The 13,672-nt window shown below is 67.5% G+C and carries 12 protein-coding genes; 3 read left to right on the forward strand and 9 right to left on the reverse strand.

Annotated elements, in window-relative coordinates; genetic code table 11:
* Positions 1-24: 24 nt before the first annotated feature.
* The 3 genes from GSE44_RS04700 (at position 25) to GSE44_RS04710 (ending at position 3,539) form a co-directional block, all read left to right on the forward strand.
* Complete coding sequence (locus GSE44_RS04700; protein ID WP_159347640.1) at positions 25-1,227, forward strand: pyridoxal phosphate-dependent aminotransferase; 1,203 nt, start codon at positions 25-27, stop codon at positions 1,225-1,227.
* Positions 1,228-1,341: 114 nt separating this feature from the next.
* Complete coding sequence (locus GSE44_RS04705; protein WP_159347641.1) at positions 1,342-2,544, forward strand: pyridoxal phosphate-dependent aminotransferase; 1,203 nt, start codon at positions 1,342-1,344, stop codon at positions 2,542-2,544.
* Entirely contained in the window at positions 2,541-3,539 is a 999-nt protein-coding gene (locus GSE44_RS04710; RefSeq protein WP_159347642.1) for a GNAT family N-acetyltransferase, read from the forward strand. The genes GSE44_RS04705 and GSE44_RS04710 overlap by 4 nt, the downstream gene beginning before the upstream one ends.
* Before the next feature lie 15 nt (positions 3,540-3,554).
* Here the strand turns inward: GSE44_RS04710 and GSE44_RS04715 are convergent, their stop codons facing one another.
* From GSE44_RS04715 to GSE44_RS04755, 9 genes are all read right to left on the reverse strand, one after another.
* A complete protein-coding gene (locus GSE44_RS04715; RefSeq protein ID WP_235924559.1) occupies positions 3,555-4,610 on the reverse strand; it encodes a Bug family tripartite tricarboxylate transporter substrate binding protein in 1,056 nt (351 codons plus the stop codon).
* Between the two features lie 51 nt (positions 4,611-4,661).
* Positions 4,662-5,708: an Ldh family oxidoreductase gene (locus GSE44_RS04720; protein WP_159347644.1), complete on the reverse strand. Its 1,047-nt coding sequence runs from the start codon at positions 5,706-5,708 to the stop codon at positions 4,662-4,664.
* A 138-nt stretch (positions 5,709-5,846) separates the two neighbouring features.
* Positions 5,847-6,227, reverse strand: a complete 381-nt coding sequence (locus tag GSE44_RS04725) for a VOC family protein (protein WP_159347645.1) — start codon at positions 6,225-6,227, stop codon at positions 5,847-5,849.
* Positions 6,228-6,350: 123 nt separating this feature from the next.
* Positions 6,351-7,415 (reverse strand): ABC transporter ATP-binding protein, encoded by a 1,065-nt coding sequence (locus GSE44_RS04730; protein ID WP_159347646.1) that lies wholly within the window; start codon positions 7,413-7,415, stop codon positions 6,351-6,353.
* The gene (locus tag GSE44_RS04735) at positions 7,412-8,422 is read right to left on the reverse strand and encodes an ABC transporter ATP-binding protein (protein WP_159347647.1); all 1,011 of its coding nucleotides are present in this window, start codon (positions 8,420-8,422) and stop codon (positions 7,412-7,414) included. Before GSE44_RS04735 ends, GSE44_RS04730 begins: the two co-directional genes overlap by 4 nt.
* Position 8,423: 1 nt before the next feature.
* Entirely contained in the window at positions 8,424-9,350 is a 927-nt protein-coding gene (locus GSE44_RS04740) for an ABC transporter permease (RefSeq protein WP_159347648.1), read from the reverse strand.
* Entirely contained in the window at positions 9,347-10,321 is a 975-nt protein-coding gene (locus GSE44_RS04745; RefSeq protein ID WP_159347649.1) for an ABC transporter permease, read from the reverse strand. Before GSE44_RS04745 ends, GSE44_RS04740 begins: the two co-directional genes overlap by 4 nt.
* 37 nt (positions 10,322-10,358) lie before the next feature.
* Positions 10,359-11,960 (reverse strand): ABC transporter substrate-binding protein, encoded by a 1,602-nt coding sequence (locus tag GSE44_RS04750; RefSeq protein WP_159347650.1) that lies wholly within the window; start codon positions 11,958-11,960, stop codon positions 10,359-10,361.
* Positions 11,961-12,022: 62 nt separating this feature from the next.
* Positions 12,023-13,609, reverse strand: coding sequence for an ABC transporter substrate-binding protein (locus tag GSE44_RS04755; RefSeq protein ID WP_159347651.1), 1,587 nt, complete (start codon positions 13,607-13,609; stop codon positions 12,023-12,025).
* Positions 13,610-13,672 lie beyond the last annotated feature (63 nt).

Below are 13,672 nucleotides of genomic sequence, written 5' to 3' on the forward strand. Positions count from 1 at the left end.
CGCCAACCTCCAAGTCAGAGTCCGATGTCCCTCACCGCCGAGCGCCTGAACAAGATCTCCCCCTCCCAGACCATCGCCATCTCCACCAAGGCGCGCGAGATGAAGGCGGCGGGGCGGGATATTATCAGCCTCTCGGCCGGCGAGCCGGATTTCGAAACGCCCCGCAACGTGAAGGACGCCGCCATCCGCGCCGTCGAGGCGGGCGAGACCCGCTACACGGACGTGGCCGGAACCAAGGCGCTGCGCCAGGCGGCGGCCGACAAGTTCAAGCGGGACAACAAGCTGGACTACAAGCCGGAGGAGATCATCGTCTCCACCGGTGGCAAGCAGGTGATCTTCAACGCGATGGTCGCGACGCTCGACAAGGGCGACGAGGTGATCATCCCCGCCCCCTGCTGGGTCTCCTACCCCGACATCGTGGCGCTGGCCGATGGCACGCCGGTGATCGTCGAGGCCGGCCCGAATCAGGGCTTCAAAATCACGGCCGAGCAGCTCGAGGCCGCGATCACGCCGAAGACCAAGTGGCTCATGCTCAACAACCCGTGCAACCCCACGGGTGCCGCCTACACCGCCGCTGAGCTGAAGGCGCTGACCGATGTGCTGCTGCGCCATCCGAACATCTGGATCTTCACGGACGATATCTACGAGAAGCTCGTCTATGGCGACTTCAAGTTCGCGACCGTCGTCGAGGTGGAGCCGAAGCTCCGCGACCGCACCGTCACGATGAACGGCTGCTCCAAGGCCTTCGCGATGACGGGTTGGCGCATCGGCTATGCCGGCGCCCCGGTCGCCCTGACCAAGGCGATGGACAAGCTGCAGAGCCAGTCCACCAGCAACACCTCCTCCATCTCCCAGGCCGCCGCCGTCGAGGCGCTGAACGGCCCGCAGGACACGGTGGAAGAAATGCGCCAAGCCTTCGAGCGCCGCCGTGATCTGGTCGTCTCCCTGCTGAACCAGGCGCCGGGCATCCATTGCAACACGCCGGAAGGCGCCTTCTACGTCTTCCCCTCCGTCATCGGCTGCCTCGGCAAGACCACCGCCGCGGGCAAGAAGCTGAACACGGACGAGGATTTCGTGCTGGCCCTGCTGGATGAGGAGGGTGTCGCCACCGTCCATGGCTCGGCCTTCCTCTTCCCCGGCTACATGCGCATTTCCTACGCCGCCTCCGACGAGCAGCTGAAGGAAGCCTGCACGCGCATCCAGCGCTTCTGCCAGGGCCTGCACTGAGCCACCCGGCCCCTGCCGCGAGGCGGGGGCCGATCCGCGGCCGGGATTGGCGCCGCCCGATCCCGGCGCGTAACCTCCGCTCCCTTGTCTTTTGCCACCACTGGAATTCGCCCGATGCCCGCCCTCGCCCAGAGGCTGCAGGAGATTTTCGTCTCCGGCTCCACCCGCATGTCGATCCGCGCGCGGGAGCTGCGAGAGGCTGGCCACAAGGTCATCAGCCTGACCGTCGGCGAGCCGGATTTCGCCACCCCGCCCCATGCCATCGAGGCCGCGCACCAGGCGGCGCTCGACGGTAAGACGAAGTATCCGCCGAATGACGGCTGGCCCGAGCTGAAGGCCGCCGTGCAGCGCAAGTTCCGCCGCGAGAACGGGCTGGACTACGCGCTGGACGAGGTGATGGTCGCCAATGGCGCCAAGCAGGTGATCCTCGACGCCATGCTGGCGACCGTGGACAAGGGCGACGAGATCATCATCCCCACGCCCTTCTGGTCCGCCTATGCCGATATCGGCAAGCTGGCCGGCGGCACGCCCGTGCTCGTGCCCTGCCCGCAGAACAACGGCTTCAAGCTGCGCCCCGAGGACCTGGAAGCGGCCATCACCCCAAAAACCAAGTGGGTGGTGCTGAACTTCCCCAGCAACCCCTCCGGCGCCGCGCTCACCCGGGACGAGGTAGTAGCGCTCGCCGAGGTGCTGATGCGCCACCCGCATGTCTGGGTGCTGTCAGACGACATGTATGAGCACATCATCCATGACGGCATCGGCTTCCACACCATCGCGGCGGTGGAACCGGGGCTGAAGGACCGCACGCTGACGGTCAGCGGCGCCTCCAAGACCTATGCGATGACCGGCTGGCGCGTCGGCTTCTGCGGCGGCCCGCGCGCGCTGATCAAGGCGATGACCAACATGCAGAGCCAGACGACGAACGGCATCGCCACCGTCGCCCAGGCCGCCACCATTGCCGCCCTGGACGGCCCGCAGGAGGGCGTGGCCGAGCGTGCCCGCATCTACCGCGAGCGTCGCGACCTGGTGGTGGAGATGCTGAACGCCATCCCCGAGCTGAAGTGCCACAAGCCGGAAGGCGCCTTCTACGTCTATCCGAGCGTCGCCGGCTGCCTCGGCAAGACCACCGCCGGCGGCAAGCGGCTGGAGACGGACGAGGACGTTGCCATGGCCCTTCTGGAGGAGCAGCACGTCGCGACCGTCTCGGGCACCGCCTACAGCATGAGCCCCTATATCCGCCTCTCCTACGCCACGGACACGGAGACGCTCCGCGAGGCATGCACCCGGATCCAGGAGTTCTGCCGGGGCCTTTCATGAGCATCACCATCCGCCCCGGCACCGATGCCGATGCGGAGGGCTTCATCCGCCTGATCGGCGACGCCTGGGCCGAATATCCGAACTGCGTGCTGGACGTGGATGCCGAGGTGCCGGAGTTGCGCGCCCTGGCCACGCATTTCGAGAAAGTCGGCGGTGCTCTCTGGGCCGCCGAGCAGGATGGCGAGCTGGTCGGCATGGTCGCCACCCGCCCGCTTCGCGACGATGACGAGGCCTGGGAAATCGGCCGCATGTATGTGGCCAAATCCGCCCGCGGAACCGGCCTCGCCCATTCCCTGCTCGACGGTGCCGAGCGCCACGCCGTGGAGCATGGCGCGCAGCGGATGATCCTCTGGACCGACACGCGCTTCGAGGCCGCGCACCGCTTTTATGAGAAGCGCGGTTATGTCCGCGCCGGCTCCATTCGCATTCTCGACGACATCTCCAAGTCGCTCGAGTTCCGCTACGCCAAACCCGCGACCGGCGTGGTGGTGGAGGTGCTGGATGCTGCCGCCGCCGCCAGCGCCGAGCGCCGCCTGGCCGACATCATGATCGCCTGCGTTGATGCCGGCGCTTCGGTGAACTACCTGCCGCCGCTTTCGCGGGAGGTGGCGCGCGCCTTCTGGCGTGGCGTTTCCGCGGATGTGGCCACGGGCCGCCGCGTGCTGCTGGGCGCCTGGTGCGACGGCCAGCTGGCCGGAACCGTCCATCTCGACCTCGCCGGCCAGCCCAATGGGGCCCATCGCGCCGAGGTCTCGAAGCTGCTGGTTGATCCGGTCTTCCGCCGTCGGGGCATCGGCCGCGCGCTGATGCTGCGCGCCGAGCAGACCGCGCGCGGCATCGGCCGCAAGCTCCTCGTGCTCGACACGGAGGCCGGGGGCGACGGCGAACGCCTGTACCGCGGCCTCGGCTGGCAGGAGGCCGGCACCATCCCCGGCTATGCCCTCGGCGCCGATGGCGCGCTGGTGGACACGGTCATCTTCTGGAAGCGCCTCTGAAGCCGGTTGCTGCCCTTATTCTAGGGTGATGCCGAGTTCCTGGATCTTCTGCCTCCAGAAGCCACTCTCCTCCCGGATGTCGGCGGCGAAGCTGGCACGCGCCCTCTCGCCCACCACCTCCATGCCCTCCAGGCGCATGCGCTCGACGAAGCGTTGCTGGCCCATGGCGCGCTTGGCGGCGGCCTCGTAGCGGTCCAGCGCGTCCGGCGGCGTGCCGGTGGGGGCGAAAATGCCGTTCCAGGCATCGATGGTGATGGCCGGCATGCCCGCTTCCCGGAAGGTCGGCACATCCGGCAGCTGGGGCAGGCGCTTCGCCCCGGTTACGGCCAGCGCCCGCAACCGTCCCTCGCGCACCAGCGGCAGCGCCGGCGTCACCGAGCTGACATTCAGCTCCACCCGTCCGGCGATGGTGTCCAGCAGGCTCGGGCCGGTGCCGCGATAGGCGGCATGTTCCATCGGCACCTTGATGGCTTCCGCGAAGAGTACGGCGGCGAGGTGGTTGTTGCTGCCCACGCCGCTGGAGGCATAGGTGAGGCTGCCGGGCGGGCGCGACTTGGCCAGGGCCACCAGCTCCGCCAGCGTGCTCACGCCCAGTTCGGGCGGCACGACCAGCACATATTGATAGGTGGCAAGCTGCGCCACAGGCGTCAGCGCCGCGACCAGATCGATACGGTCGCCGCGTTGCAGATGTGGGTTCACCACAATGTTGGTGTTGACGGCGAAGAGCAGCGTCTGCCCATCCGGGCGCGCCTGGGCCACCGCCATGGCCCCCACATGCCCCGCCGCACCGCCGCGGTTCTCGATCACGATGGTCTGCCCACCCAGCTCCTGGCTGAACAGCGCCGCGAAGTCCCGAGCCACCGGGTCCGAGGCGCCGCCGGGGGCATAGGGCACCACCAGGGTGATGGGCCGTCCGCCGGCTTGCGCCAGCGCGGGCCTTGGAAGGGCAGGGGCCACCAGGGCAAGCGGCAGGCCCAGCGCGGCACGGCGGCCGAGCCCATTTCCGGCGTCGCCCCGTGCCGTCCTGCCAGGCATCAAAGAATCCCGGCGGGACCGCGTGTCGTCAGCCATGGATGTGTTTCCTCGTTGCTTGTTCTTCTGAGGCGGCTCCGCCGCCGGGCGTCACCAGCCTGCGGGTAGGTCCACGCCGTAGTCTTGGGCCACTTTCGTCAGGTCCAGCCGCGTCTGCTCCGGCAGGGCGAGGCCTTCGCGGCCATGCTTCTCCTCGTTCCGGGCCTCGATCTCTCCGGGGTAGAAGACCTCCTCGAAACCCTCGGCGAGGGGGACCGCCTTGATCCCCGCGACCATCTCCTCCATCCGCTGCTCGAAGCGCGCGACGGGGCCGAAGGCCGCTATGTTCAATGCCAGCACCAGATGGCCGCAGCGGCTGCGCTTCTCCGCCTGATATGGGCCGCTCACCTCCCCCATGATGCCGCTGCCGGACAGCACGCCGGAGAGCACATCCATCATCACCGAGATTGCGTAGCCCTTGTGCTCGGCCATCGGCAGGATAACGCCGCCCAGCGCCGCGACGGGATCCGTGGTGCGGCGCCCCTGCGCATCCATCGCCCAGTTCTCCGGGATGGGGATGCCCTTCTGCCGGGCGAGAAAGATTTTGCCGCGCGCCACCACGGTGTTGGCGATATCCAGCATCATCGGCGCATGGCGCCCCGCCGGCGCAGCGATCGACCACGGGTTGTTGCCGATCGCCTTCTTCCGCCCACCCCAGGGTGCCATGGCCGGGCTGCCATTGGTGGTCAGCATCCCAATGCAGCCCTGCTCCGCCGCCATACGGGTGAAATAGCCCAGCGCGCCATGGTGGTTGGACTCGCGCACGGAAACGATGCCGACGCCATGCGCCTTGGCACGGCGGATCGCATCCTGCATCGCGCGCTTCGCGATGACCTGGCCCACCCCGTCCCGGCCATCGATGACGGAGATGGCCCCGGCATCCACCACCACCTCGGGCTCGGTGACCGGCTTCATGGTGCCGGCGCGCACCCGGTCGATATACCAGGGTGCCCGCATCACCCCATGCGACGAATGGCCCCACAGATCGGCCCGCACCAGGCTGTCGGCCACCAGAGCGGCATCCTGCTCCGGCAGGCCGGCGGCCGCATAAAGGGCCTTCACGAAGTCACGGAGCGCTTCGGCGCTGATTCTGCTCATCCTGGTCTCGTTCCCCGTACGGCCTTACGTCCACGCATCTCGGCCGGTGCCGTAGCGTGCCCGCTTGCGCTGCAATGGAAAAGGCCAGGACGGCCGGCTTCATCGGGAAGCGGGACCCGCTCCCCGATGGAAGTGGCGTCAGCTGCGCTCGAGCAGTTCCACCCGGACATTCTCCGGGCCCTCGATGAAGGCGATCCGGACGCCCGGGCGGACATCATGTGGCTCCACCACCACGCGCACGCCCTCGTCGCGCATCTCCTTGATGATCTCGTCGATGCCGGTGACGGCAACGGCCAGATGCTCGATGCCGAGGAAGGGCGCCGGCGGCGTGCCCGGGGTGGTGGCGGGCACGCGGTCGATGAACAGGTTCAGCCCGCCCAGGTCGAGCACCACCCGAAGGCTGTTCGGCCCTTCCTGCCGCCCCTTCTGCTTCGCCTCCAGGTGATCGACGAACCAGGCGCCGGTCGCATCCGGGTCGGGGCTGCGGAGATGCACATGGTCGAAGGCGAAGCGGGTCATGGTGGTTTCCTCAACGAAGGACGTTGATTCCGCCACTACCACCCACATAGGCGCCGCGCGAGCCCTCCCGCCTTTCGCAGGCGGCAAGGCCCAGAAGCGCGACGAGCACCAGCGCGAGCCGCATCACACCGGTTGCCCCCCGTGATTCGGCAGGTCGTTCAGGTGGCAACGGCTGCGATGCCCCGGTGCCACCTCCTTCAGCGCCGGAATCTCCACCCGGCAGCGGTCGAAGGCATGCGGGCAGCGAGGGTGGAAATGGCAGCCGGAGGGTGGGTTGAGCGGGGAGGGAATCTCTCCCTGCACCGTCACGAAGGCCTTCTTCCGTGCCTCGATCCGCGGCACCGCGGCGAGCAGCGACTGGGTATAGGGATGGTTGGCGCGGGCGAAGACCGTTTCGGTCGGCGCCTCCTCGACCACCCGGCCAAGATACATGATCACCACCCGGTCGCTCAGATGCTCCACCACGCCGAGGTCGTGCGAGATGAACAGGTAGGTGAGGTTCAACTCCCGCCGGAGCTTCATGAACAGATTCAGGATCTGCGCCTGGATCGAGACGTCGAGCGCCGCGACCGATTCGTCGCAGACCAGGAATTCCGGCTGCACCGCCAGCGCCCGGGCGATGCCGATGCGCTGCCGCTGCCCGCCCGAGAACTGGTGCGGGTAGCGGACCTTAAACGCCGGATCGAGCCCCGCGCGCCGCATCTGGTCATCGACATAGCCGCCGAATTCGGAGCGCGTCGTCAGCCCGTGGAACAGCGGCGCCTCGCCAATGATCTCCGCGACCTTCAGCCGTGGGTTCAGCGAGGACATGGGATCCTGGAAGATCATCTGCGCCTGCAGCATGGCGGCACGGGCTTCCTTCCCGTGCATCCGCGTGCGGTCCTTGCCCTTCCAGAGGATGGTGCCGTCGGATGGCGGCAGGATGCCGGCCACCATGCGGCCCAGCGTGGACTTGCCGCAGCCGGATTCACCGACGAGCCCGACCACCTCGCCGCGGCGGATGGTCAGGTCCACCTTGTCCACGGCATGCACCACCTCGTCACGGATCGGCGCGCCGAGCTTGGCCGCGATCCTCCCGGCGAAGTCCAGTCGCTTGGCGAAGCGGCGGGAAACGCCGACCACTTCGATCATCTTGTCCGCCGGCTTGGTGCCGGACGCCGGAATGGGGGCTTCGATCGTCGCGCTCATGCGGCCACTCCCGCTTCCTCGAGATGGGGCCGGAAGCAGCGCGCCTCATGCGCGGGCAGGATCTCGGCCATGGGCGGGGACTGGCGGCACACATCGGCCGCGCGCGGGCAGCGCGTCTGGAACGGACAACCCGGCGGCAGGCTGAGCAGCGAGGGCGTCATGCCCGGAATCTGCCGCAGCGGCTCGCCCCGCTTGTTGCGGTTCGGCACGGAACCGAGCAACCCCACGGTATAGGGATGCAGCGGATGGTCGAGCACATCCGACACGGCGCCGTATTCGGCAACTTCGCCGGCATACATGACCGCGATATCATCCGCGAGCCCGGCCACGACCGAGAGGTCATGCGTGATCCAGATGATCGAGGTGCCGGTGGTCGCCGCGAGCTTCTGCACCTCGGCCAGGATCTGGCCCTGGATCGTCACGTCGAGCGCCGTGGTCGGCTCGTCCGCCACGATCAGCTCGGGTTCGTGCAGCAGGGCGATGGCGATGGCCACGCGCTGCCGCATGCCGCCCGAGAACTGGTGCGGATAAGCCTTCAGCCGCTCGTCGGGGGAGGGGATGCCCACCATGCCCAGCGTGTCGCGGGCGCGCTGGCGGGCAGCCTCCTTGCTGATCTTACGATGCGCCTGCATCGTTTCGATCATCTGCGTGTCGATGCGCAGGACCGGATTCAGGGTCATCATCGGATCCTGGAAGATCATGGCGATCCGGTTGCCCCGGATCGCGCGCATATCCTCCTCGGAGGTCTTCACGAGATCCCGTCCACCAAACAGGATCTCACCTCCGATGATCCGGCCAGGATCGTCCACCAAGCGCATGATGGAAAAGCCCGTCACCGTCTTGCCGGAGCCGGATTCGCCGACCAGTCCGAGCACCTTCCCGCGCTCGACGTTGAAGGACACGTCATTGACCGCGGGCACGACACCCGCGCGGGTGAAAAAGCTCGTCCGCAGGTTCCGGACCTGCAGGGTCGGGGGCGCCGCGGAGGCAGGGACGCTAGGCTGCACGTTACTTCCTCAGCCGGGGATTGAGCACGTCGCGCAGATGGTCGCCGACCAGATTGATCGAGACGATGGTCACCAGCAGCGCGATGCCGGGATAGAAGGATATCCAGTACTTGCCCGAGAGCATGTACTCGTAGCCATTGGCGATCAGCAGCCCGAGCGAGGGCTCCGTGATCGGCACGCCGAGGCCGAGGAAGGACAGCGTCGCCTCCAGCGCGATGGCGCGGGCGATCTGGATGGTCCCCACGACGATCAGCGGCGGCATGCAGTTGGGCAGCAGGTGCCGGAAGATAATCCGGCGCGTCGGCAGCGCGAGGCATTGCGCCGCCTCCACATACTCCCGCCTGCGCTCCACCAGCGCCGTCCCGCGGACGGTCCGGGCGTAATAGGCCCATTCCACCACGATCAGCGCGATGACGACGTTCATGATCCCCTTGCCAAGGAAGGCCAGGATCATCAGCGCCGACAGGATGGTCGGGAAGGAGAGCTGGAGGTCGACCAGCCGCATGATGATGGTATCGGTCCGGCCACCGGCATAAGCCGCGAGCATGCCGAGCGAGGCGCCGACCAGCGCGGCCACGATGGCCGAGCCGGCGCCCACCATCAGGCTGATCCGCAGCCCGTACATGATGCCCGAGAGCATATCGCGCCCCTGGTCATCCGTGCCGAGCCAATAGGTGATGCTGCCATCCGCGCTCTGCGAGCCAGGCTCCAGGCGGCCATCCATGATGTCCAGCTGGGCGAGGTCATAGGGATTCTGCGGCGCGATCAGCGGAGCGAAGATCGCGATCAGCACGATCGCCAGGAAGACGATCAGCGCGCCGAGGGCCATCTTGCTCTCGGCGAATTCCGAGACGAAGCGGCGCAGCGGCGTCTCGACGCGCGGCGCCTTGGCGGGGGCGGAGGTAGTGTCCGCAGTGGTGATGCTCATCCCTTGCTCTCCAGCCGCACGCGCGGATCGAGCACCGAATAGAGCAGGTCCACGACCAGGTTGATGATGATGAACATGAGCACGATGCTCATGAGATAGGCGACGATCACGGGGCGATCGAGCACGTTGATGCTGTCGATGATCAGCTTGCCCATGCCGGGCCAGGCAAAGACGCTCTCGGTTACCACCGAGAAGGCAATGGTGGAGCCCAGCTCCAGCCCCACCACGGTCACCACCGGGATGAGGATGTTCTTGAAGACATGGACACCGATCACCCGGCGGGGCGAAAGCCCCTTGGCCCGGGCGAACTTCACGAAGTCCATCAGCATCGTCTCGCGCACGCCCGCGCGGGTCAGGCGGATCACCAGGCTGATCTTGAACAGCGCGAGGTTCAGCGCCGGCATGGCCATATGTGCCAACCCGTCCCGGGTGAGGAAGGACCAGCGCATCCCCAGGATCTCCACCGTCTCGCCACGCCCGGTGCTGGGCAGCCAGCCGAGCTGCACGGCGAAGACCATGATGAGCATCAGCCCCACCCAGAAGGTGGGCAGGGAAAAGCCGAGGATCGAGCCGGCCATGATGGTCTTCGCTCCGACCCCGTTCGGCCGCAGCCCGGCATAGAGGCCGAGGGGCAATCCGACGAGCACCGCGAGGAAGGTGGCGCCGAAGGCCAGCTCCAGCGTCGCCGGCGCCCGCTGCGCAATGAGCTGCAGCGCCGGTTCGTTGAACACGAAAGACCGGCCGAGATCGCCCCGCAGCGCATTGCCCAGGAAGGAGAAGTACTGCTCCCAGAGCGGCTTATCGAGGCCGAGCGCCGCGATGGCACGCACGCGCTCCGCCTGATCCGCGTCCGGCGAGATCAGGATCTCGACGGGATCGCCGATGGCATAGACGCCGATGAAGACGATGACCGACATCGCCAGCATGACCAGCGCCGCCTGGATCAGCCGGCGCAACAAATAGACACTCATGATTCAGTTCCTTCGGGCCGGGTTATGGCCGGTCCCGTTACTGCGGCGCCGGGCGCACATCCTGCGCCCGGGTCGCCTCGTCGGCGCGTGCCTCATGCATCAGGCCGCGCCGCATGGCCCAGATGTTCGTCTGGATGTGGATGGGGATGACCCCAACATCCTCCGCCGCGATCCGCTGGGCATCGAGCACCAGCTTCTCGCGCTTCTCCTCGTCCAACTCCGTCAGCGAGGCCTCAAGCAGGCGGTCCACCTCGGGGTTGGAATAGCGCCCGCGGTTGGAGGCGCCCCAGCCCTTCTCCGCGCTCACTGTCGCAAGGATGTTGCGCAGCGGGTGGGAGCCGTCCGGGTTGGAGCCCCAGCCGATCAGATGGGCCGAGAACTCGGACCGGGCGGCGCGGCCGACGAAGACGGCCCAGGTCTGCCCCTCCACCGCGGCACGGACGCCGACGCGGGTCCACATCTGCCCGATCGCCTGGATGATCCGGCCGTCATTGATGTAGCGGTCGTTCGGGCCGTTGAGCTGCATGCGGAAGCCGTTCGGATAGCCGGCCTCGGCCAGCAGGCGCTTCGCACCCTCCGGGTCGTAGCGGGTGGGCTGCACATCCGGCACGTGGCCGGGCACGCCGGGCGGCAGGAACTGGCCTGCCGGCGTCGCCGCCCCCTCCATCACCCGTTCCACGATCGCCTGCCGGTCGATCGCCATCGACAGGGCCCGCCGCACCCGAACATCGCGCAACGGGTTCCGTCCCAGCGGCTTGCCGTCATTGTCGGTGATGAAGGGCGAGTTCTCGTTCGGCCCCCGCAGGTGGTCAAGGCCGAGGAAGATCAGCCGCAGTCCCACCACCTCACTCAGCGTCACCCGCTGGTCCTGCCGCAGCTTCGCCAGATCCGTGGTCGGCACCTGGTCGATGAAGTCCACGTCGCCGGCCAGCAGCGCGGCGGTGCGGGCCGCGTCATTGGTGATCATGCGGTAGTTCACGCGCTGGAAGGCAGGCGCGCCGCCCCAATAGGCGTCGTGCCGCGCGAACTCGATCCGCTCGCCGTTCCGGTGCGAGACCACGCGCCAGGGGCCCGTGCCGATCGCGGTCTTGCCCGAGTTGAAGTCCTCCGTCGCCGCGCCCTCATGCGTCTCCTTATCCAGGATGCGCACATTGGTCATGTCCAGCGGCAGCAGCGGATGCGGCGCCGTGGTGTGAAAGCGGATGGTCAGCGGATCGACGATCTCGATCCGCTGGATCGGCCGCGCATACACCGCGAAGGAGGAAGGGGCGTTCGGAACATTGGGGAGACGGCCCAGGGTGAAGGCCACATCCTCCGCCGTGAAGGGATTGCCGTTGTGGAACTTCACGCCCGGCCGCAGCTTGAACTCCCAGGTGGTCGGGCCGGTGGCCCGCCACTCCGTCGCAAGCCCGGGCACCCGGCGCGCCTGCGCATCGGTGTTCACCAGCTTGTCGAAGATCATGTCCGCGACGGCGTTGTTGGGCGAAAGCTGGTGGTAATGAGGGTCCAGCGAGGTCACCGGCGCGCCCACGGCCATGGTCAAGGTCTGCGCCTGGGCGCCGGAGAGTGCCTGGCCGGGCAGCTCTGCCCCGGACAGGGCAGAAACGGCCACGGTGGCAGCCAATAGCAGCTTCCTCATAGGCACTCTCCTGTGACGTTGACGATGATGGCGGTGACTTCGAATTCTGCCCTATCGGGCCCTCACGGAGCGGGTTGGATATCCTGTGCGCGGGTCAGCTCATCCGCGCGGGCCTCGTGCCGCAGCCCGCGGCGCATGGCCCAGATGTTCTTCTGGATATGGATGGGGATGATGCCGACATCATCCATGGCCAGGGTGGTCGCTTCGCGCAGCAATGCCTCGCGCTTCGTGTCGTCAAGCGTCCGCAGCGCCTCTTCCATTTTCGCGTCCATGGCGGGGTTGCTGTAGCGCCCGCGGTTGGAGCCGCCGAAGCCGCGCTGGGCGTTATAGGTGGCCAGCAGCGACCGCAGCGGGCTGGTCGGCTCGCCGGAGGAGGTGCCCCAGCCCACCAGCATCGCCGAAAGCTCCTGCCGCCCGGCCCGCGCCACGAAGGTGGCCCAGGGCTGCGCCTCAATGCTCGTGCGGATGCCAATCCGCGTCCACATTTGGCCGACAGCCTGGATGATCCGCGAATCGTTCATGTAACGGTCGTTCGGGCCGTGCAGGGTGATGCGGAAGCCGTTCGGGTAGCCGGCCTCGGCCAACAGGCGCTTGGCGGTATCCGCATCGGCACGGCCGGCCGTCCGGTCGGGCAGGGCGCCGAAGGCGGTGGGCGGAAGCAGCTGCGTCGAGGGCAGGGAGGCCCCCTCCATCACCCGATCCGTGATTGCCTGGCGGTCGATCGACATGGACAGCGCCCGGCGTACCCGCACGTCGCGCAGCGGGTTGCGCGGCAGCGGCTTGCCGTCATTGTCGAAGGTGAAGGGCGAGGCGGTGTCCCGGGAATGGTCCAGCGCCAGGAAGATCAGCCGGAGCCCGTTCGCCTCGCTCAGCTGCACGCGGTTGTCGCCGCGCAGCTTGGCGATGTCGCTGGTGGGCACTTGATCGATGAAGTCCACATCGCCGGAGAGCAGCGCGGCGGTGCGCGCCGCATCATTGGTGATCATCTGGTAGTTCACCCGCTCCCAATGCGGGCGGGGGCCAAAATAGGCGTCGTTGCGGCCGTACTCGATCCGGTTGCCGATGCGGTGGCTCAGCACGCGGAAGGGGCCGGTGCCGATCGCGAGCTTGCCCGAGTTGAAATCCTCGGTCAGCGGATTGGCATGGGTCTCGCTGTCCAGCATCTGAATCTGCCCGAGATCGACGGGCAGGAGCGGGTAGGGGCCATTGGTGTGGAAGCGCACCGTCAGCGGGTCCACCACCTCCACGCGCTGGATGGCGCGGGTGTAGATGCCATAGGAGGACGGGCTGTTCGGCACCGTCGGCACGCGGGCGATGGTGAAGGCCACGTCCTCGGCCGTGAAGGCGTTGCCGTTATGGAAGGTGACGTTCGGGCGGAGCTTAAACTCCCACACGTTCTCCGCCACCGGCTTCCAGCTTTCCGCCAGCCGGGCCTGCACGCGGGCCTGCGCGTCAAAGGCGGTCAGGCTGTCGAACAGCATGTCTGCCACCGCATAGTTCGGCGACAGCGCATGGTAATGTGGATCGAGCGAGGTGACGGGCGCGCCGACCGCGAGATTCAGCGTCTGCGCTGCCGCCCCAGCGACAGAACCAGGCACCACGAATGCCGAAAAGGCGGCCGCGATGGCCACCGATACAAAATTTTTCATTCAGTCCCCCCGGGTATCCCGATGGCGCCTTCCCTGGCCGCTTCTAGCAGTCTGCCCGCCGTG

Origin of the sequence: Muricoccus harenae (assembly GCF_009848505.1) — a bacterium.
Taxonomy (GTDB): domain Bacteria; phylum Pseudomonadota; class Alphaproteobacteria; order Acetobacterales; family Acetobacteraceae; genus Roseomonas; species Roseomonas harenae.